General features: G+C 61.4%; 22 protein-coding genes. 10 read left to right on the top strand and 12 right to left on the bottom strand.

Features of this window, described 5'->3' with window-relative positions:
* Window positions 1-64: 64 nt before the first annotated feature.
* Window positions 65-1,093 (top strand): 23S rRNA (adenine(1618)-N(6))-methyltransferase RlmF, encoded by a 1,029-nt coding sequence (gene rlmF, locus CWE01_RS17725; protein ID WP_100941851.1) that lies wholly within the window; start codon window positions 65-67, stop codon window positions 1,091-1,093.
* Window positions 1,094-1,181: 88 nt separating this feature from the next.
* Here the strand turns inward: rlmF and CWE01_RS17720 are convergent, their stop codons facing one another.
* Complete coding sequence (locus CWE01_RS17720; protein WP_040064476.1) at window positions 1,182-1,463, bottom strand: HU family DNA-binding protein; 282 nt, start codon at window positions 1,461-1,463, stop codon at window positions 1,182-1,184.
* Window positions 1,464-1,853: 390 nt separating this feature from the next.
* Here CWE01_RS17720 and yejK point away from each other — a divergent pair, with 390 nt between their 5' ends.
* Both yejK and CWE01_RS17710 read left to right on the top strand, forming a co-directional pair.
* Window positions 1,854-2,861, top strand: coding sequence for a nucleoid-associated protein YejK (gene yejK / locus CWE01_RS17715; protein ID WP_100941832.1), 1,008 nt, complete (start codon window positions 1,854-1,856; stop codon window positions 2,859-2,861).
* Between the two features lie 3 nt (window positions 2,862-2,864).
* Complete coding sequence (locus CWE01_RS17710; protein ID WP_100941831.1) at window positions 2,865-3,215, top strand: glutaredoxin family protein; 351 nt, start codon at window positions 2,865-2,867, stop codon at window positions 3,213-3,215.
* Window positions 3,216-3,339: 124 nt separating this feature from the next.
* Here the strand turns inward: CWE01_RS17710 and CWE01_RS17705 are convergent, their stop codons facing one another.
* On the bottom strand, window positions 3,340-4,281 hold the full coding sequence (locus tag CWE01_RS17705) for a glutathione S-transferase family protein (RefSeq protein WP_100941830.1): 942 nt from the start codon (window positions 4,279-4,281) through the stop codon (window positions 3,340-3,342).
* A gap of 150 nt (window positions 4,282-4,431) precedes the next feature.
* Between CWE01_RS17705 and CWE01_RS17700 the strand changes: the two genes are divergently transcribed.
* A complete protein-coding gene (locus CWE01_RS17700; RefSeq protein ID WP_100941829.1) occupies window positions 4,432-4,986 on the top strand; it encodes a hypothetical protein in 555 nt (184 codons plus the stop codon).
* Window positions 4,987-5,216: 230 nt separating this feature from the next.
* Here the strand turns inward: CWE01_RS17700 and CWE01_RS17695 are convergent, their stop codons facing one another.
* From CWE01_RS17695 to CWE01_RS17680, 4 genes are all read right to left on the bottom strand, one after another.
* Window positions 5,217-5,546, bottom strand: coding sequence for a GIY-YIG nuclease family protein (locus tag CWE01_RS17695; protein WP_100941828.1), 330 nt, complete (start codon window positions 5,544-5,546; stop codon window positions 5,217-5,219).
* Between the two features lie 46 nt (window positions 5,547-5,592).
* A complete protein-coding gene (locus CWE01_RS17690; protein WP_100941827.1) occupies window positions 5,593-6,063 on the bottom strand; it encodes a nuclear transport factor 2 family protein in 471 nt (156 codons plus the stop codon).
* A 102-nt stretch (window positions 6,064-6,165) separates the two neighbouring features.
* Window positions 6,166-7,473 (bottom strand): CynX/NimT family MFS transporter, encoded by a 1,308-nt coding sequence (locus CWE01_RS17685; protein WP_100941826.1) that lies wholly within the window; start codon window positions 7,471-7,473, stop codon window positions 6,166-6,168.
* Window positions 7,463-8,122 (bottom strand): FadR/GntR family transcriptional regulator, encoded by a 660-nt coding sequence (locus CWE01_RS17680; protein ID WP_100941825.1) that lies wholly within the window; start codon window positions 8,120-8,122, stop codon window positions 7,463-7,465. Before CWE01_RS17680 ends, CWE01_RS17685 begins: the two co-directional genes overlap by 11 nt.
* Window positions 8,123-8,336: 214 nt before the next feature.
* Between CWE01_RS17680 and CWE01_RS17675 the strand changes: the two genes are divergently transcribed.
* Complete coding sequence (locus tag CWE01_RS17675; RefSeq protein ID WP_100941824.1) at window positions 8,337-8,576, top strand: YgiT-type zinc finger protein; 240 nt, start codon at window positions 8,337-8,339, stop codon at window positions 8,574-8,576.
* Window positions 8,577-8,639: 63 nt separating this feature from the next.
* Here CWE01_RS17675 and CWE01_RS17670 read toward each other — a convergent pair whose 3' ends face one another.
* The 4 genes from CWE01_RS17670 to CWE01_RS17655 all read right to left on the bottom strand — a co-directional run bounded on the left by CWE01_RS17670 (window position 8,640) and on the right by CWE01_RS17655 (window position 12,802).
* Complete coding sequence (locus tag CWE01_RS17670) at window positions 8,640-9,404, bottom strand: amino acid ABC transporter ATP-binding protein (RefSeq protein WP_100941823.1); 765 nt, start codon at window positions 9,402-9,404, stop codon at window positions 8,640-8,642.
* A 10-nt stretch (window positions 9,405-9,414) separates the two neighbouring features.
* A complete protein-coding gene (locus CWE01_RS17665; RefSeq protein WP_100941822.1) occupies window positions 9,415-10,512 on the bottom strand; it encodes an amino acid ABC transporter permease in 1,098 nt (365 codons plus the stop codon).
* Between the two features lie 10 nt (window positions 10,513-10,522).
* Complete coding sequence (locus CWE01_RS17660) at window positions 10,523-11,704, bottom strand: amino acid ABC transporter permease (RefSeq protein WP_100941850.1); 1,182 nt, start codon at window positions 11,702-11,704, stop codon at window positions 10,523-10,525.
* 66 nt (window positions 11,705-11,770) lie between these two features.
* Window positions 11,771-12,802 (bottom strand): amino acid ABC transporter substrate-binding protein, encoded by a 1,032-nt coding sequence (locus tag CWE01_RS17655; protein ID WP_100941821.1) that lies wholly within the window; start codon window positions 12,800-12,802, stop codon window positions 11,771-11,773.
* A gap of 480 nt (window positions 12,803-13,282) precedes the next feature.
* On the opposite strand from CWE01_RS17655, the gene CWE01_RS17650 reads away from it, so the two are divergent.
* The 5 genes from CWE01_RS17650 to CWE01_RS17630 all read left to right on the top strand — a co-directional run bounded on the left by CWE01_RS17650 (window position 13,283) and on the right by CWE01_RS17630 (window position 18,535).
* Window positions 13,283-13,939: an alpha/beta hydrolase gene (locus CWE01_RS17650; RefSeq protein ID WP_100941820.1), complete on the top strand. Its 657-nt coding sequence runs from the start codon at window positions 13,283-13,285 to the stop codon at window positions 13,937-13,939.
* Window positions 13,940-14,021: 82 nt separating this feature from the next.
* Window positions 14,022-15,494: an ATP-dependent RNA helicase RhlB gene (rhlB, locus tag CWE01_RS17645; protein WP_100941849.1), complete on the top strand. Its 1,473-nt coding sequence runs from the start codon at window positions 14,022-14,024 to the stop codon at window positions 15,492-15,494.
* A gap of 141 nt (window positions 15,495-15,635) precedes the next feature.
* Window positions 15,636-16,586 carry an ornithine cyclodeaminase family protein gene (locus CWE01_RS17640; RefSeq protein ID WP_100941819.1) on the top strand — a complete coding sequence of 317 codons (951 nt, stop codon included), beginning with the start codon at window positions 15,636-15,638 and terminating at the stop codon, window positions 16,584-16,586.
* Between the two features lie 25 nt (window positions 16,587-16,611).
* A complete protein-coding gene (locus CWE01_RS17635; protein ID WP_100941818.1) occupies window positions 16,612-17,739 on the top strand; it encodes an FAD-binding oxidoreductase in 1,128 nt (375 codons plus the stop codon).
* Window positions 17,740-17,905: 166 nt separating this feature from the next.
* Window positions 17,906-18,535, top strand: a complete 630-nt coding sequence (locus CWE01_RS17630) for a transcriptional regulator (RefSeq protein WP_100941817.1) — start codon at window positions 17,906-17,908, stop codon at window positions 18,533-18,535.
* A gap of 46 nt (window positions 18,536-18,581) precedes the next feature.
* Here the strand turns inward: CWE01_RS17630 and CWE01_RS17625 are convergent, their stop codons facing one another.
* Entirely contained in the window at window positions 18,582-19,358 is a 777-nt protein-coding gene (locus CWE01_RS17625; protein WP_100941816.1) for an ABC transporter substrate-binding protein, read from the bottom strand.
* A gap of 174 nt (window positions 19,359-19,532) precedes the next feature.
* On the bottom strand, window positions 19,533-19,982 hold the full coding sequence (moaE, locus tag CWE01_RS17620; protein WP_100941815.1) for a molybdopterin synthase catalytic subunit MoaE: 450 nt from the start codon (window positions 19,980-19,982) through the stop codon (window positions 19,533-19,535).

Here is a 19,982-nt window from a genome sequence, read left to right as displayed (position 1 = left end):
CGCAGCCCCGATGAATATGGGACAATACCCGCCATTCCAAGCCCTGCCCGAATCGACCCAGCCCATGACCGCCCCGAGCAAACCCAAAGCCCCACGCAAGAAGCCCAAGCCCGCCACCCCGGCCAAGGCCGTAGAGCCACGGGAAAAAGCCAGCCTGCACCCGCGCAACCGCCACCAAGGCCGTTACGACTTTCCCCAGTTGATCAAGGGCAGCCCCGAACTGGGCAAGTTCGTGGTCCTCAACCCCTATGGCAAGGAAAGCATCGACTTCGCCGACCCGGCCGCCGTGCGCGTGTTCAACCGCGCCCTGCTCAAGAGCTTCTACGGCATCGCCCACTGGGACATCCCGGCGGACTTCCTCTGCCCGCCAGTGCCAGGCCGGGCGGACTATGTGCACTTTCTCGCCGACCTGCTGGCCGAAGACAACGCCGGTGTGATCCCCCGGGGCCCCGCCGTGCGCGTGCTGGACATCGGCGTCGGCGCCAACTGCATCTACCCACTGATCGGCCACAGCGACTACCGCTGGCAGTTTCTCGGTTCGGACATCCATCCCACGGCGCTGGCCGCGGCCAAGGCCATCGTCCAGTCCAACGGCCTGAACAAGGCCATCGGCCTGCGCCTGCAAGCCAATCCGAAGCACATCCTCAACGGCCTGCTGGAAAGCACCGAGCGATTCGACCTGACCCTGTGCAATCCGCCGTTCCATACGTCCCTGGACGAAGCGCAAAACGGCAGCCGACGCAAATGGCGCGCCCTGGGCAAGGCCGATCCCCAGCGCAAACTGCCGGTGCTGAACTTCGGTGGACAAGCTTCGGAGTTGTGGTGTGAAGGCGGTGAAATACGCTTTGTGACCCAACTGATCGCAGAAAGCGCCACCCTCGGCAAGCAGGTGTTGTGGTTCAGCACCCTGGTGTCCAAGGCCTCCAACCTGCCGGCCATCGAAAGCGCGCTGAAAAAGGCCGGTGTCCTGCAGCGCCAGGTGGTGGAAATGTCCCAAGGGCAGAAACAGAGCCGTTTCGTTGCCTGGACCTTCCAGGATCAGGCGCAGCGCCAAGCGTGGCGTCAGGAGCGCTGGAGCCGGCTTAACGACTGAGGCGCAGCCCCTCCCGGGCTTCCGGCACTTTTCCACAGGCGAAAAAAAACCGTGCCCGGATCGCTCCGAGGCACGGTTTCAATGCATCTTACTTGTTTACAGCGTCGGTCAGAACCTTGGCCACAACCAGTTTGATCACTTTCTTGGCAGGGATTTCGATGGCAGCGCCAGTCGACGGGTTACGGCCGGTACGGGCAGGACGCTCGGTCACTTTCAGTTTGCCAACGCCTGGCAGAGTGATTTCGCCGCCGTTTTCCAATTGATCAGCAACGATCTGGGCCAGTTGGTCCAGAGCGGCACGCGCGGTGGTTTTCGGCGCGTCGATAGCTTCGGCGATATCGGCGATCAGTTGGTCTTTGGTAATAGCCATTGAGATGTTCCTTCCCTATCAAATTCATTTGGATTGCAGAGTGCAGTGTCAGCCATCGAGCCAGCCTTGTGCCCCCCCGCTGATTAACCACGACGGATCGCAGATGTAGATAGCAGAATCGGGGTTTGGTTCGACGTGACACCTGCTGAATGCACGCTTTGCGCCGTTACCGAGCGCAAGACCGGGCAAAACTAGCACAGAGACGGGGAAATATCCGCCTCTACCTAGCCATTTGGTCAGCTTTTGCGCTCGTTTTCGAAAAAAAAGCTGTCTGAAACCGCTCAAACCGCCCGAACGACGGTGCAAAGGCGGATTCAACCCGTGGGTGCGGTACACTGGGCGCTTTTCCGGGGAGCCCGCCTTCCCCCTGACAAATCAGCCGAGATACCTATGCCGATCCGTCATTGCATCGTCCACCTGATCGACAAAAAACCCGACGGCAGCCCTGCGGTCCTGCATGCCCGTGACTCCGAGCTGGCCGAATCCCAGGCCATCGAGCACATGCTTGCCGACCTCAACGAAAGCTACAACGCCAAGCAGGGCAAAGCCTGGGGCTTTTTCCATGCCGAGTCCGGCGCACATCCCTTCAGCGGCTGGCTGAAGGAATACCTGGACGGCGGCAAGGACTTCACCGCGTTCAGCCGGATTGCCGTCGAACATCTGCAAAAGCTGATGGAGGAGTCCAACCTCTCGGTGGGCGGCCATGTGCTGTTCGCGCACTACCAGCAAGGCATGACCGACTACCTGGCGATCGCCCTGCTGCACCACAGCGAAGGCGTGGCGGTGAACGCCGAGCTGGACGTGACCCCGTCGCGCCACCTGGACCTGGGCCAATTGCACCTCGCCGCGCGGATCAACGTGTCCGAATGGCAGAACAACAAGCAGTCCAAACAGTACATTTCCTTTATCAAAGGCAAGAACGGGAAAAAGGTTTCAGAGTATTTCCGCGACTTTATCGGCTGCCAGGAAGGCGTCGACGGTCCGGGCGAGACCCGCACCCTGCTCAAGGCCTTCAGCGACTTCGTCGAAAGCGAAGACCTGCCCGAGGACGATGCCCGGGAAAAAACCAAGACCCTGGTGGACTACGCCAGCAGCCAGGCAAAAATGGGCGAGCCCATGGGCCTGGAAGAGCTCTCCGGGCTGATCGACGAGGACCGTCCACGGGCGTTCTACGAACATATCCGCAACAAGGACTACGGCCTGTCGCCGGAGATCCCGGCCGATAAACGCACCCTGAACCAGTTCCGCCGCTTCACCGGGCGCGCCGAAGGCCTGTCCATCAGCTTCGAGGCTCACTTGCTGGGTTCGAAAATCGAGTATGACGAAGAAGCCGGCACCCTGATCATCAAGGGCCTGCCGACCCAGTTGACCGATCAGCTCAAGCGACGCAAGGACTGAGTCATGCTCACAGGCATGCTGAAGAAGGTCCTGCTGATCCTGCTGGTGGTGGTGGTCTATCAGAACTGGGGCAAGATCGAGCGGGTGTTCAATCCGGGGCAGATGGTCTCGGAACAGACCCGGGCCAAGGCCCGGGTGGTGCTTTATGCCACCGACTGGTGCGGCTACTGCAAGCAGACCCGGCGTTTCCTCGACCTGAAAGGCATTCCCTACCAGGAATTCGATATCGAGAAAAACGCCGAGGCGCGCAAGGCATACCTGGCCCTGGGTGGCGGCGGGATTCCGATGCTGGACGTGAACGGCACCTTGATCCGCGGGTTCGAGCCGGACACGATCCTCGCCGCTCTGAAATAACCAAAGCCGAGCGCGGACTGTGTGGGAGCCGGCTTGCTGGCGATGGCGGTGTGTCAGGCAACAACCATGTCGACTACCCGATCGCTATCGCCAGCAAGCCGGCTCCTACAAGGAGACGGTGTTTTCAGTCCTTTAGCGCTTCGATCCTGAATCCGAGCCGTGGGAAGTGCACATGCACCCGCCCACCGCGCTCGTCCTCACGACTTACGATCAACTCTTCGCGACCGGCAAACAGCAACTCGCCCGCCACCGGATCGACACCATAATCGGTCGCCGCGACGATCACCGACTGACCGGCGACAAAGCCGTTCGGGTCGCTGAAGGTCTCATCTGGGAGCGCGGCCGGCGTCGACTCGCGCGCCACCTGCAAGGCCTCCTCGGCCGTCATTTCACTCGGTGCGCCATGCCCGAACGCCATGACCCGGGCGAACCAGGCGGCCACTGCCGGATAGGCATCCACCAACGGCGCGGTCACCGGCGTCGCCTTGAGGAACCACAGTGGATGGGCCATGGCGATATCGGCAATGGACGGCTCGCCGAACAGGAAGTCGCCCTCCTCGTGCCGCAACTGCTGTTCCAGCCGCGCCATGAATACCGGCCACTGGTGCTTGGCGATCTCCAGCGGAACCTTCGAAGCCGAGCCGCCGCTGAACAGGCCGGCGCGGTCGATCATGAAGCCCTTGATCTGCTCCGGGGACAAGCGGGCAAAACGCACGGCCACGGACTCAGGCTGGAACACCAGGCTGACCGCATGGCTGAACACCACCGAGTCGGCCCAGGCGGCAAAAGTCGTCGCGACCATTTCCCGGCCCTCGGGGAACAGCCGCGGGGTGGCCTTTTCCTGCTCCAGGCGGCGAGCGATCAAGGCGGTGTCACAGTAGATATCGGCACCGATCTGCAACACCGGGGTTTTCCGGTAGCCACCGGTCAGCGCGGTCAGATCGGGTTTTGGCATGACCGGCGAGATATGTATCGAGCGCCAGGACAGGCCCTTGAAACCCAGCAGCAGGCGGGCCTTTTCGGCAAAGGGAGACGTCGGGTAGTGGTGAAGAATCAACTCAGACATGCTGGAGTCCGCCGGGCAAATAAGAACCCGCAGCTTAGCCTGCAAATCGTGAGCAGCCTACCCAGTCAGCCTGATGCCCTCTCATCAACGGTATCAATTGCCAGGGAGTCGAAAGGCAGCGTGGCAGGGTAAGCTGGCGGTTTGACCGGAATGGAGGCCGAAGTGACCGCCTATTTTCCAGCGCTGGCCATTGGCGGTCAGACGTACGATTTTACTCACCTTGAGCCATTCACCTTCACGATTTCAAGCCAGTTGGCCAAACGTGATTTGCGCGTGCATGTAACCTTCTCCAATCACTGTTTTACCCAGGGCTACGACGCAGTAACGCATCCGGCTGGAGAGCCGATCATTCCTGACGGTAAGCGGCAACGGACATTCTGCCCCATTCGTTATCGGCTATCTCAGAACCTGCCGGCCGTTATTTTGCAAAGACTGACGCATCCAAAAGCCAAGGTATGGGAAACGTCGGCCGAGCGTAATTGGTGCTTTTCCATCACCGTTGAGGACCCGAGTGGACCTTATCATGTCTTTTTTGAGGTAAGACGCGCCGCGCACGAAAAGCGCCAATGGCAGGAGCTGAATCTGATAGTGGAGAGTGCGTATCACGAAGGAAAAGACGGCGGTCCAAACCTGAAAGGATCAATGGCCTTTGCACTACTGTGCGCTAAGGTCTACTTGCGTCAACCAACCGCAACCAAACGCTAGAGGGAGAAACGAAAAAAGACGCCATGAGCGTCTTTTTCGTATTCGATAAAACAGATCCGGACACCACTTTCGAACCGCCTTGCGCGATTACGGCTTTCACCGCTGGGAAGCGCTCAATCTCATCCGGTCAGTCGCTTCGATGGGACAATCATATTCGAGCATGACGGTGTCGTCAATTGCAGTCACGGCCAGGCGTCGGCCTGCGATGAGACGCCGAAAAACGCCCCTGCTCATTTCCTCCCGGCAGCAAAGGCCTCCAGACTGAACCCCGCCGCCAGGGTTTCCTTGGCGCTCTTGCGCAACTTCTTGATCAGCCGCTCCTGGCGCAGGGCCTCGCCCTTGTCGCGGCAGGCCTCCACATACACCAGCGCGACCGCCGGGCTGGAATAGAAGAAGCGCGCGCCCTTGCCACTTTGATGCGAGGCAAAACGCCGCTGCGGGTCATCGCTGATCCCGCAATACAGCGAGCCATTGGCGGCGCGCACCAGATAGACAAACCAGGGTTTGACCGCGGGCGCTGCCGGCTCGGTCTCGGCACTGAGCGTTTCGCTGATGTTCACGTGGCAAAGGGCTTGATCGCTGACGGGGCAGCGATCTTAGCAGAACCTAGCGGCTTGCCTGGAAGGCCTTCAAGCCTTTCAGGGCCTGGGCACGCACGGCGCTCCTGACCAATGGCGTCCAGCCCAGCAACAAGCCCTTGGTCCCCAGCGCCTGACGCGACCAGCGCCACAGGTCGAAGTGGTCATGGTGCTCGCAGATCTTGCCGTCGCGAAACACGAAGCGCGCATTGATATCGTTGACCACGGTGTTACCGGTCTGGCTGAACAGGTAGGTCGCGACCCAATGGGCACCGCCACTGCGCTCGTCGGCACGGACATTGTCGAAGGTCAGGGAGAAGTCCTTGGCCCGGGTGGTCAGCATGCGCCACATATCGCCGGCATCACGGCCACGCAATTCGCCGAACGCCGGATCACTGAACACCACATCCTCGGTGTAGCAGGCACTCATGGCCTCGGCATCCAGCCGCTGGAAGGCTTTATAGAACTCAGTAATCAACGCGCTGTGGGCATCACTCATGAACAGGCTCCGTACAGGTAAAAGGATCGCCTGCACGATAGTCTGCAAATGCCTGGCTGACTATCGGCATTCGCGATCCGAATACCGGGAGTGTGGCGTGATTCAGAGTTTTTCGCAGGTGACCTGGACATAACGCGCCCGACCGGCACCGAGGCCGAAGACAATGGCACCCAGGCCGATCACGCCGAAGATCCAGCCCAGCGCCTGCCAGCCGCCAGTGAGGTCGTGCACCAGCCCCACCGCGAATGGCCCCATGGATGCCAGGGTGTAACCGATGCCCTGGGCCATGCCCGACAGGTTCGCCGCCACATGGGCATCGCGCGAGCGCAATACAATCAGGGTCAGCGCCAGGCTGAAGGTCCCGCCCTGCCCCAAGCCGAGCAGGATCGCCCAGCCCCAGAGCCCTTCGAGCGGCGCATACAGGCAACCGAACAGACCGCCCAACGTCAGCACCATGACCACGACAATCGCCAGCCGCTGATCCTTGCCCCGCGTCGCCAACCAGGGCGTCGCCAATGAACTGATCAGCTGGATCAGAATCGAGCCGGACAGCACGATCCCCGCCTGGGTGGCGCTCAGGCCGCGTCCGATCAGCACCGAGGGCAACCAGCCGAAGACGATATAGGCCAGGGACGATTGCAGCCCCATATACAGGGTGACCTGCCAGGCCAGCGGATCGCGCAGCAAACCGCGTACACGGTAGGCCACGTGATGAGCGCCGTGTTTCTGCCCCACTTGCGGCAACCAGAAAATCGCCGCGACCAAGGCGGGCACGACCCAGAAACCCAGGCCGACCGACCAGCTCTCGCCAAAGTGCTGGCTCAGCGGCACCGTGGCCCCCGCCGCCAGTGCCGCCCCCAGGCACAGGGCCATGGTGTAGACACCGGTCATGGTCCCGGCCTGTTTCGCGAAGTCACGCTTGACGATGCCGGGCAACAGCACCCCGATCACCCCGATACTCGCACCGGCCACCACGCTACCGGCAAACAGGCCGAACTCGCCCAGGGAACTGCGCAGGATGATCCCGCCGGCCAGGGTCAGCAGAATCCCCAGCACCACCCGCTCGCTGCCGAAACGTCGGGCCAGCAACGGCGCCAGGGGCGCGGCCAGGCCGAGACAGAGTACCGGCAAGGTGGTCAACAGACCGGCCTTGGCCGCCGACAAACCCAGGCTGCGGGACACCTCGCCGAGCAACGGCGCCATGCTCGACAACGCCGGGCGCAGGTTCAAGGCCACCAGCACCAGGCCCAGCAGCAACAGCCAGGGCCGGCGCAGCACGGGCTGTTGCTGCTGGACCAGATCGTCATCGGCCTCGGCGTCGATCAGCAGTCGATCAAGCTCTACCGGCCGCGAGGCTGCACCGGGTTCTACAGGAGCACGGGACATGGGGCTCTCGTTTTCAAGGTTCATTGATCAAGCTCCGGCACAAGGCCTTGGCGCGCTCGGGGTCCTGTTGCTCCACCGCTTCGAGCAAGGCGACATGCAGGTCGAACACCGATTGACGACGGGGGGTGATATCCAGGGTCTGGCGCAGGGCGCCGGCGATCACGCTGGAAAAGTAGCGGTACAGCTCGCTGAGCATCGGGTTGTGCGCGGCGTCGATCAGGCGCTGATGAAACACCAGGTCGCAACTGATAAAGCTGTCGAGATCGCCGTGATAGTGGTCACCGCTGACATGCAAGGCCTCGCGCAACCCCTTGAGATCTTCCTCGGTACGCCGCAGGGCCGCCAGGCCGACGGCCTCGACTTCAAAGCTGTGCCGCGTCTCGCGGGCCTGGTCGAGGGAACAGCGCGACAACGCCTGCATGGTCGCCAGAGGATCGATGGTCGCTCGCAGATAGCTGCCGTCGCCCTGGCGAATCTCGATCAACCCGGAAAACGCCAACACTCGCAGGGCTTCCCGCATGGTGTTACGGCTGATGCCCAGCTCCGCGGCCAGTTCCGGCTCGGTAGGCAGCCGCTCGCCCACGGCCCAGGTGCCACGGGTAATGCGTTCACGCAATTGCTCCAGGGCCTGGTCGACCAGGGAGCGTTTGACAAGGGGAATGCTTTGAGACATGAAGAGTAGCCCTAACATCCAGTCATAGGATGAATTTTCCGAAAGGTTACTCCAAACCTGACTTCGAGTTCAAGAACCAACGTTTCCTACAGGAGATGGAGAAGACGCCGCCTATCTAAAAACCAGCCTGAGCAGATAGCTTTTAGACCTGCTACATCAACGGTCACTGCCCCATCGGGGGGCCTCAGGTATCTCCTTCAAAGGAGAAAGAGCCATGAAACGACAGGACTGCGTCAGCTGCGGCACAAGCAACGTCATGTACAGGTTTGAAGATCGGGACGTAGAAATCGATTTAAAAGCGTTGAGAGCATCGGTCCCCCTGCTCTCGGGCTGGCAGTGCGAAGCCTGCTCGGAGATCGAGCTTGATCCTGAAAGTGCCCAGCGCTACTCAGACGTCAGCGATGAGCTTGTTTATTCATTGAGGCGCCCTCTGGATCGATATCCACTCACCTGATCGATAAAACCCAGGCAAAAAAAACCCGGACCAGGTCCGGGTTTTTCATTCAACGTCAGCCGATCAATGCAGGATCTGGCTCAGGAACAGCTTGGTCCGATCATTCTGCGGGTTGTCGAAGAAGTCGTTCGGCGCGGCCTGTTCGACGATTTCGCCCTTGTCCATGAAGATCACGCGGTTCGCCACGGTACGGGCGAAGCCCATTTCGTGGGTTACGCAGAGCATGGTCATACCGTCTTCGGCCAGGCCGATCATGGTATCCAGAACCTCTTTCACCATTTCCGGGTCGAGTGCCGAGGTCGGCTCGTCGAACAGCATGATTTTCGGCTTCATGCACAAGGCACGAGCAATCGCCACACGCTGCTGCTGACCACCGGACAACTGGCCCGGGAACTTGTGGGCCTGCTCCGGGATACGCACGCGCTCCAGGTAATGCATGGCGATCTCTTCCGCCTGGCGCTTGGGCATCTTGCGCACCCACATCGGTGCCAGGGTGCAGTTCTGCAGGATGGTCAGGTGCGGGAACAGGTTGAAGTGCTGGAACACCATGCCGACTTCACGACGGATCGCTTCGATCTGCTTGAGGTCGTTGGTCAGCTCCACGCCATCGACCACGATGCGGCCCTGCTGGTGCTCTTCCAGACGGTTGAGGCAGCGGATGGTGGTCGACTTGCCCGAACCCGACGGGCCGCAGAGGACGATACGCTCGCCCTGCTTGACGTTCAGGTTGATGTCTTTCAACACGTGGAACTGGCCGTACCACTTGTTCACGCCCTGCATCTGAATAATGCCTTCAGGACTCACAGGCTGTTTGATCGCTTCACTCATGAAAAAACTCCTAACGCTTGTGGCCTGTGTCCAGCTTGCGTTCCAAATGCATGGAATAGCGGGACATACCAAAACAGAAAATCCAGAACACCAGGGCGGCGAATACGTAGCCTTCAGTGGCCATGCCCAGCCATTTCGGGTCGGCGGCGGCTTGCTTGACGCTGTTGAGCAGGTCGAACAGACCGATGATGATCACCAGGCTCGTATCCTTGAACAGCGCAATCACGGTGTTGACGATCCCCGGGATCACCAGCTTCAAGGCTTGCGGCAGAATCACCAGGCCCATCGCGCGCCAGTAGCCCAGGCCCATGGCGGCAGCGGCTTCGTACTGCCCCTTGGGAATGGCTTGCAGACCACCGCGAACCACTTCGGCGACATAGGCCGACTGGAACAGGATCACGCCGATCAACGCCCGCAGCAGCTTGTCGAAGTTCATGCCTTCAGGCAGGAACAACGGCAGCATCACCGAGGACATGAACAGCACGGTGATCAACGGCACGCCACGCCAGAACTCGATGAAGGTCACGCAGACCACCTTCACCGCCGGCATGTTCGAACGCCGCCCCAACGCCAGCATGATCCCCAGCGGCAAGGCCCCGGCGATACCGACGGTGGCGATGACCAGGGTCAGCATCAGGCCGCCCCACTCGGTGGTGGCAACGCTGGGCAGGCCCAGGTAACCGCCGCGCAGCAGGGTGAAGGCGATGATCGGGTACAGCACCAGGAAGCTCAGGCCGTAGATCGCCTTGCGCGGGAAGCGCGGGATGAACAACGGCGCCACGCCGATGATCGCCAGCAACACGGTCAGGTCCACGCGCCAGCGCATCACGGGCGGGTAGTAGCCATACATGAACTGGCCGAAACGCTGCTCGATAAACACCCAGCAGGCACCGCTCTTGGTGCAGTCGGCGCGGGTGGTACCGACCCAGTTGGCGTCCAGGATGGCCCAGTGCAGCAGCGGCGGGACGATCAGGTAGATCAGGTAGAAGGCAAACAGGGTCAGCAGCGTGTTGAGCCAGCTGGAGAACATGTTCGCCCGCATCCACGCCACCACACCGATACTGTTGCTCGGTGGTGGCATGTCGGGTTTGAAAGTATGCGAACTCATGGGCGTTTCCTCACCGCTCGATCAGCGCAATGCGCTTGTTGTACCAGTTCATCAGCAGGGAAATGCTGATACTGATCGCCAGGTACACGCTCATGGTGATGGCAATGACTTCGATGGCCTGCCCGGTCTGGTTCAGCACCGTACCGGCAAACAGCGAAACCATTTCCGGGTAACCGATACCGGCGGCCAGGGACGAGTTCTTCGCCAGGTTCAGGTATTGGCTGGTCAGCGGTGGAATGATCACGCGCAGGGCTTGCGGGATGATCACCTTGCGCAGGGTCGGACCGTTACGCAGGCCCAGGGAACGCGCCGCCTCGGTCTGACCGTGGCTGACCGACTTGATGCCCGAGCGCACGATCTCGGCGATGAACGCCGCGGTGTACACCGTCAGGGCCAGGGTCAAGGCCAGCAACTCAGGGATCAATACCCAACCGCCAACGAAGTTGAACCCTTGCAGCGTGGGCATTTCCCAATGCACGGGGGCACCGAAGATCAGGGCACACAACGCCGGGATCACCACCATCAACGCCAGGCCGACCCAGAACTTGTGGAACGGCACGCCGGTTTCTTCGAAACGCTTGGTCGCCCAGCGGCTCATCAGCACGGTGGCCACGATGGCCAGCACGACGCTGATCACGAACGGCCAGAAACCGTTGGAGGCAATGGCCGCCGGCATGTTCAGGCCACGGCTGCTGACGAAGAACATGTCACCGAAGTTATGGCTGTTGCGCGGTCCCGGCATGGTCAGGAACACCGCGAAGTACCAGAACAGGATCTGCAGCAACGGCGGAATGTTGCGGAACACCTCGATATAGACGGTGGCCAGCTTGTTGATCACCCAGTTCGACGACAGTCGCGAGACGCCGATGATGAAACCCAGCAGGGTTGCCAGGATCACGCCGATCACCGTCACCAGCAGGGTGTTGAGCAGACCGATGACAAACACCCGGGCATAGCTGTCCGATTCGGTGTAGTCGATCAGGTGCTGAGCGATGCCGAAACCGGCACTGCGCTCAAGAAAGCCGAAACCCGAGGTGATGCCCCGGTGTTGCAGGTTGGTCTGGGTATTGTGAAACAGGTACCAGCCCAACGAGACCACCGCGACAATCGTGATGATCTGAAATAGCCACGCACGCACTTTGGGGTCGCTGAGACTGAGTCTCTGCTTGGGTGCGCCGATTTTATTTTGCATGAAGTGCCCCAGGAAAAACGGAACAAGAACATCGCCCGGCAGTTGGCCTGCCGGGCGATAGGTCAATCAGCGCACAGGTGGTGCGTATTGAATGCCGCCCTTGGTCCACAGAGCGTTCAGGCCACGGTCGATTTCCAGGGGAGTGCTCTTGCCGAGGTTCTTCTCGAAGATCTCGCCGTAGTTACCGACCTGGGAAACGATCTTGACGACCCAATCCTTCGGCAGTTTCAGGTCCTTGCCGTATTCGCCGTCGGCGCCCAGCAGACGAGCAACGTCCGGGTTCTTGGTCGACTTGGCTTCTTCCAGGACGTTTTTCGAAGTGATACCGGCTTCTTCGGTGTTGAGCAGCGCGTAGCCGACCCAACGCACGATGGCCAGCCACTCGTCGTCGCCGTTACGCACCACTGGGCCCAGAGGCTCCTTGGAGATGGTTTCCGGCAGTACCACGTAGTCCTTCGGCGAAGCCAGCTTGCTGCGCTGGGCGAACAGCTGGGATTTGTCCGAGGTCAGTACGTCACAACGACCGGATTCCAGCGACTTGGCGCTTTCGTCGGAGGTGTCGAAGGTGATCGGGGTGTACTTCAGGCCATTGGCGCGGAAGTAGTCGGACACGTTCAGCTCGGTGGTGGTACCGGCCTGGATGCAGATGGTCGCGCCATCCAGTTCCTTGGCACTTTTCACGCCCAGTTTGGTGTTGGCCAGGAAGCCGACGCCATCGTAGTAGGTGATGAAGCCCGGGAATTTCAGGCCCATGCCGGCGTCGCGGGAGCTGGTCATGGTGGTGTTACGCGACAGGATGTCGATTTCGCCGGATTGCAGCGCGGTGAAGCGCTCCTTGGCGTTCAACTGGCTGAACTTGACCTTGGTCGCGTCGCCGAAAACGGCAGCGGCCACGGCACGACAGACGTCAGCGTCGATACCGACGATCTTGCCGGAAGCATCAGGCACCGAGAAGCCCGGCAAGCCGTCACTCACGCCACACTGAACAAAACCCTTCTTCTGTACGGCATCCAGGGTAGCGCCCGCTTGCGCGAAACCGCTGACGCCCAGTACGACGGCTGCAGTCACGACTGCCAGGGTGGATTTCAACATCTTCATTCAAACCTCCAGTTGCTCTTGTTGTGTCGGAGCTAGAGTCTAGCCGCACCCTTATGAGGCGTTGTTAACCCGTGCTGGCTTTTTTTTGGGTCAAGCGGCTAAAGACTTGAGCTATGAGTTTAGTAGGAGAAAGTCTCCCGTCTGTAAAACTCACCGCCCACCAAATGGGCCGAACGGGCCTCAGCCCTTTCCAGATTCGCTAAAGCCCAGCCGGCCCTCGGCGAACGTGAATCAGAACCCGCCGAGACGGATTCATTTGCTATCCCACGGCCAGCGGTAGACTGATAGTGTTACCGCCAGGGGTGAATGCATTCACTCGGTTCTCCCATAGCAAAGCCCGTACCACAGTGGCGGCTAAAGCGATTCAGCCACAGGTCAATAGAAAAACGATCAATAACGCGACATTTAATTAACAAATCCACTCTTTACGCACCATCACCGCGCACACATCTGGAGCGCACGCACACTAATGGAGCACACATGACTGAACCGCTGATCATTCACCCCGCCAAGACCGCAGACGCCTGTGTTATCTGGCTTCACGGCCTGGGGGCAGACCGATATGACTTCCTGCCGGTGGCCGAGGAGCTGCAAGAGAGCCTGACGAGCACACGCTTCGTCCTGCCCCAGGCGCCGACCCGCGCCGTGACCATCAATGGCGGCTACGCCATGCCCAGCTGGTACGACATCAAGGCCATGAGCCCGGCGCGCTCGATCAGTTTCGAGGAGCTTGAAGAATCCGCGGCAACCATCATCGAATTGCTGGAAGCCCAGCGGGCCGCGGGTATCGACCCCTCGCGGATCTTCCTCGCGGGCTTTTCCCAGGGCGGCGCCGTGGTGCTGCACACCGCTTATCTGAAGTGGCAAGGCGCCCTCGGCGGCGTGCTGGCGCTCTCGACCTACGCCCCGACCTTCAGCGATGCGCTGCAACTTTCCGCCAGCCAGCAGCGAATTCCAGCCCTCTGCCTGCATGGCCACTATGACGAGGTGGTCCAGAACGCCATGGGCCGAACCGCCTATGAGCACCTCAAGCGCCTTGATGTCACCGTGACATGGCAGGAATACCCAATGGGCCACGAAGTGTTACCCGAGGAAATCCAGGACATCGGTACCTGGCTGGCCGCTCGTTTGCGCTGATATCGGTAACGCACTACGCCGCGCCCGATTCTTGCATTACACTGGCCGGCGTACATTCCTTAACCAAATTAACGAGATGACCGTGCTCAAAGCACTCAAAAAAATATTCGGTAAAAGCGAGGCTGAGCAGCTCGCACCAGGCTCCAGCGCCCCTGTTCCCAACTCCGATAGCCGTCATCACGGCCAACCTGCGGAGCGCGCCGAGCCTGTCGCCAAACCGAAAGCCCCGGCCGCCATCCCGGAACAGCCCGCTGCTGTGGTTGAAGCGCCACGCGTCGAACAGCCGAAAGCCGAGCAACCGCGCCGTGAACGAGCGCCGAAGCCTCCCGTCAAACCCTGGAAACTCGAGGACTTCGTCGTCGAGCCCCAGGAAGGCAAGACCCGCTTCCACGATTTCAAGCTGGCCCCCGAGCTGATGCACGCCATCCAGGACCTCGGCTTCCCTTATTGCACGCCGATCCAGGCGCAGGTCCTGGGTTTCACCCTGGCCGGCAAGGACGCCATCGGGCGCGCCCAGACCGGCACCGGCAAGACCGCCGCGTTCCTGATCTCGATCATCACCCAGCTGTTGCAGACCCCGCCGCCGAAAGAGCGCTACATGGGTGAGCCGCGGGCGCTGATCATCGCGCCGACCCGCGAGCTGGTGGTGCAGATCGCCAAGGACGCCGCCGACCTGACCAAGTACACAGGCCTCAACGTCATGCAGTTCGTCGGTGGCATGGACTTCGACAAACAGCTCAAGCTGCTCGAAGCCCGCCACTGCGACATCCTCGTTGCCACCCCCGGCCGCCTGCTGGACTTCAACCAGCGCGGCGAAGTGCACCTGGACATGGTCGAAGTGATGGTCCTCGACGAAGCCGACCGCATGCTCGACATGGGCTTTATCCCGCAAGTCCGGCAGATCATCCGCCAGACCCCGCCGAAGAACGAACGCCAGACCCTGCTGTTCTCCGCCACCTTCACCGAAGACGTGATGAACCTGGCCAAGCAATGGACCACCGAGCCGTCCATTGTCGAGATCGAAGCGCTGAGCCCGGCCAACGCCAACGTCGAACAGCACGTCTACGCCGTGGCCGGCGCCGACAAGTACAAGCTGCTCTACAACCTGGTCACCGACAATGGTTGGGAACGGGTGATGGTCTTCGCCAACCGCAAGGACGAAGTGCGGCGGATCGAGGAGCGCCTGGTGCGCGACGGCGTCAACGCCGCGCAGTTGTCCGGCGATGTGCCGCAGCACAAGCGCATCAAGACCCTGGAAGGTTTCCGCGAAGGCAAGATCCGCGTGCTGGTGGCCACCGACGTGGCCGGGCGCGGGATTCATATCGACGGCATCAGCCACGTGATCAATTTCACCCTGCCGGAAGTGCCGGACGACTACGTCCACCGCATCGGCCGGACTGGCCGGGCCGGTGCTGACGGCGTGTCCATCAGCTTCGCCGGTGAAGACGACTCCTACCAGCTGCCGGCGATCGAGACCCTGCTGGGGCACAAGATCAGCTGCGAAATGCCGCCCACCGAGTTGTTGCGACCGGTGGTGCGCCAGCGTCCGGCCTGACCGCCCAGGCCGAGAGGCACGCTGCCGAGCAAAACGTCGCCCGATACCCGGCGGCGTTTTTTTTCGCCCGGAGATTGCCGAATTAAACTAAAAGTCCATAATGGACAAATTAGTTTACATGCAATCATTCGGGAGCACCCCATGTCCGGCCATACCCCTTACGTGATCGACAGCCAGCAGGCCCATCGACTCCTGCAGCAGATCGACGTGCCGCAGATCCTGCGCAAGCTGTTTCGCGACCTCGCGGCCGGACAGGCGGTGCAACCGGCACAGCAACTGGTGGAGTTCCCGCAAGGTGCCGGCGACTTCATCAACTACCTCGGCGTGCTGGCTGACGACCAGGTCTATGGGGTCAAGACCTCGCCCTACATCGTCCGCGAGCAAGGCCCGCTGGTGACCGCCTGGACCCTGCTGATGTCCATGCAGACCGGCCAGCCGCTGCTGCTCTGCGATGCCGGCGAACTGACCACTGCCCGCACCGCGGCGACCACCGCCGTGGCCGTGGACGCCCTCACCCCGCTGGACGCCAAACGCCTGGCCATCGTCGGCAGCGGTCCGGTGGCCCAGGCACACCTGCACTACGCCAGGGGCCTGCGCGATTGGCAGGACATCAGCCTCTACTCGCCCAATGTGAATGCCGACAAACGCGCACGCCTGAACGACATCGAGCCACGCCTGCGGATCGTCGAGCACCTGGAGCAAGCCCTGGAGGACGCCGACGTCATCCTGCTCTGCACCTCCTCGGCGACCCCGGTGATCGACCCGAGCCAGTTGCGCAAACCGGCGCTGATCACCTCCATCAGTACCAATGCCGTGCGCGCCCATGAAGTGCCGCCGCAAGCCTTGAACGACATGCAGGTCTATTGCGACTATCGCAAGACCACGCCGGGTTCGGCCGGGGAAATGCTGATCGCCGCCAGCCAGCACGGCTGGGACGCCGGACAGATCCATGGCGACCTCGCTGAGTTGCTGAGCGAGCAGACGCCCCGGCCGACGTACGCGCGCCATGTGTTCTTCCGCTCCATCGGCCTGGGCCTGGAAGACATCGCGCTGGCCAATGCGCTTTACCATCTGCACCACAAGGCGAGCTGAACAGCACTTTTACAGGAGACCTTGAATGAACCAGGCAGATTTCATCATCATCGGCGGCGGCATTGCCGGCGCCTCCACCGGTTTCTGGCTGGCCCGGCATGGCCGGGTGATCGTGCTCGAACGTGAATCGCATCCGGGCTATCACTCCACCGGACGCTCCGCCGCCCTCTACACCGCCGCCTACGGCACACCCCAGGTGCGCGCCCTGACCCTCGCCAGCCGGGCCTTCTTCGACGCGCCGCCGCCCGGTTTCGCCGAACACCCGCTGCTCACCCCACGGGGCGAAATGACCGTGGACTTCACGGGCGACCCGGATGAGCTGCAACAGCAATACCTCAGCGCCAAAGCCAGCGTGCCCGAGATGCAGTTGCTCAGCGCCGACGAAGCCTGTGCGCGGCTGCCGATCCTGCGCCGGGAAAAAGTCCACGGCGCGATCTACGACCCCAGCGCCAGCGACATCGACACCGACGCCCTGCACCAGGGCTATCTGCGCGGTATCCGCCGCCAGAAGGGAGAAGTCCACACCGACTGCGAAGTCCTCGGCCTTGAGCGCGATGCCGACGGCCTGTGGCAGGTCCGCAGCGCCGGGCAAACCTTCAGCGCCAAGGTGCTGATCAACGCCGCCGGCGCCTGGGCCGACCAGATCGGCGAACTGGCCGGTGCCCGTCCCCTGGGCCTGCAGCCCAAGCGCCGGGCAGCCTTTATCTTCGCGCCGCCCGAAGGCCTGGATAACCACGACTGGCCGATGCTGGTCAGCCTCGACGAGTCCTTCTATATGAAGCCCGATGCCGGCATGTTCCTCGGCTCCCCGGCCAACGCCGACCCGGTCGAGCCCCACGACGTGCAACCCGAAGAACTGGATATCGCCATGGGCATCTACCAGATCGAGGAAGCCACCACCCTGACCATCCGCCGCCCGACCCGCACCTGGGCCGGCCTGCGCAGTTTTGTCAGCGACGGCAACCTGGTTTCCGGTTTCGATCCCCAGGTCCCCGGCCTGTTCTGGGTCGCGGCCCAGGGCGGCTATGGCATCCAGACTTCACCGGCCATGGGCCAGGCCAGCGCGGCATTGGTGCGTGGCCAGGCCTTGCCCGAGCACCTCGAACACTTCGGTCTCAACGCTGCGATGCTTTCCCCTACCCGTCTCGGGTGACGACTGGCGCTGATTGCGGCACACTCTTTAGTACGCCCGTACCCGGGGCGCTACCCTTTCGCCGCTCGGTGATCAGGCCAACCTCTTTCGAGGCGACCCGATCACCGCACCAGCTGTTTTCCTTTGGCTCCCCCCCAAGGATGCTGAAGTTGCCTGGAGAACCACCATGACCGCCAAACAGGCCCCCGCCCTGGATAACTTCCGGGCGATCGCCGATGCCATCGCCACGTTATTCTTTCCCCATGCCGAAGTGGTGCTGCACGACTTGCGCACGCAGCAGATCGACTACATCGCCAACAACATCTCCAAGCGCGAGATCGGCGATGACGCGGCGCTGGAGGACATGCTTGAGGAAGGCATCAACGAGCGCAATATCGGCCCCTACGAGAAACTCAACTGGGACGGTCAGAAGATTCGCAGCGTCAGCACCGTGCTGCACGACGTCGAGGGCGTGCCGCTGGCTGTGCTGTGCATCAACCTGAATATTTCCCTGTTCGAAAGCGCCAGGGCGGCGCTGGACCTGTTCCTCTCACCGAACAAACTGATCCCGCAGCCCGACGCACTGTTTCGCGATGACTGGCAGGAGCGGATCAACACCTTCCTGCACAGCTGGCTGCGTCAGCGCCAGCTGGGGCTGAACCTGCTGAGCCGCGACCACAAGCGCGAACTGGTGCTGGCGTTGCACGCCGAGGGCGCGTTCAAGGGCAAGAGCGCGGCCAACTATGTGGCCAATGTGCTGAATATGGGGCGGGCGACGGTGTACAAGCACCTGAAGGAATTGAAGGCGGAGGTTTGAGGACAAACACCGGATCTGCAAGGAGCAGATCCGGCATGCCGGTCAATCAGTCGCCGTAGATATCCGTCTTGAAGTACTTGCCCTCGATCTTCTGGTACTCGCCGCTGGCGCGCAGCCCGTCGATGGCCTTGTTCAGCTTGCTCACCAGCTCGGTGTTACCTTTGCGCACTGCGATCCCGGCGCCCTCGCCCACGTACTTCGGATCCTTCAGCTCCGGCCCGACAAAGGCGTAACCGGCGCCGCGCGGCATGGAGAGGAAATCGTCCAGCGGGATGGTGTCGGCAAAGATCGCGTCCAGGCGCCCGGACGCCAGGTCCATGTAGATCTCCTCGTTGTTGCTGTAGCGCATCACCTTGATGCCCAATGGCTCGAAGACTTCCGTGGCGTAACGGTCGGTGGTGGTGGAACGCTGCACACCGATGGTCTTGCCTTTCAGGCTGGCATATTGGTCATCCACCACCGCGCCCTTCTTCATCACCAGACGCGAGGAGGTGAAGTAGTACTTGTGGGTGAAATCCACTGACTTCTTGCGCTCGTCAGTGATGGTCATGGACGATAGCGCGGCGTCGATTTTCTTGACCTTCAAGGCCGGGATCAGGCCGTCGAACTCGCCTTCGATCCACTCGCACTTGACCTTCATCTGCGCGCACAGGGCATTGCCGATGTCGTAGTCGAAACCGACGATGGTGCCTTCGGCGGTCTTCGAGGCGAAGGGCGGGTAAGCCGCCTCGATGCCGATACGCAAGGTCGGCTCGGCGGCAAACGCGGTGCTGCTGGCCAGCAGGCCCAATGCCAGGCCGCCGATCAGGGTGAACTTCTTCATGCTGGAACTCCCGCTCTTTTATTTGAGGTGTGGTGGCAAGACAGTAGAAGGAAGACGATAGCGCTATTTTGTACTTATTAGTCCATCGTGGACTTATAAGTACAAATCGTCAACGAGCAAATGCGTGCACTCTGCCAGAAAGCCATGCACAGATGAATGTTGGAGGGTGAGCCGCTACTTCCAGCGTTCCGCCGCCGCATGATCGCTGGCGCGACCCTCGACCCAGCGCGGGCCGTCGGCGGTGTTTTCCTTTTTCCAGAACGGTGCCTGGGTTTTCAGGTAGTCCATGACGAAATTGCAGGCATCGAACGCCGCCTGACGATGGGCACTGGTCACCCCGACAAAGACGATCGGCTCACCCGGTTCCAGGGCACCGACCCGATGCAGCACTTCCAGCCCGAGCAACGGCCAGCGCTCATGGGCTTGCGCGACGATCTTGCCCAGGGCCCTTTCGGTCATCCCCGGATAATGCTCGAGGAACATCCCCATCACGTCACGCCCGTCGTTGAAATCGCGCACGTAGCCGACAAAACTCACCACCGCACCGATTCCCAGGTTGGCGGCATGCAAGGCATTCACCTCAGCCCCCGGATCGAACGCTTGCGCCTGCACGCGAATCGCCAT

The organism is Pseudomonas sp. QS1027 (assembly GCF_002814235.1).
Classification (GTDB): Bacteria; Pseudomonadota; Gammaproteobacteria; order Pseudomonadales; family Pseudomonadaceae; genus Aquipseudomonas.
The sequence above is the reverse complement of the archived record's forward strand: the minus strand, read 5'-3'. Positions and strand labels throughout refer to the sequence as shown.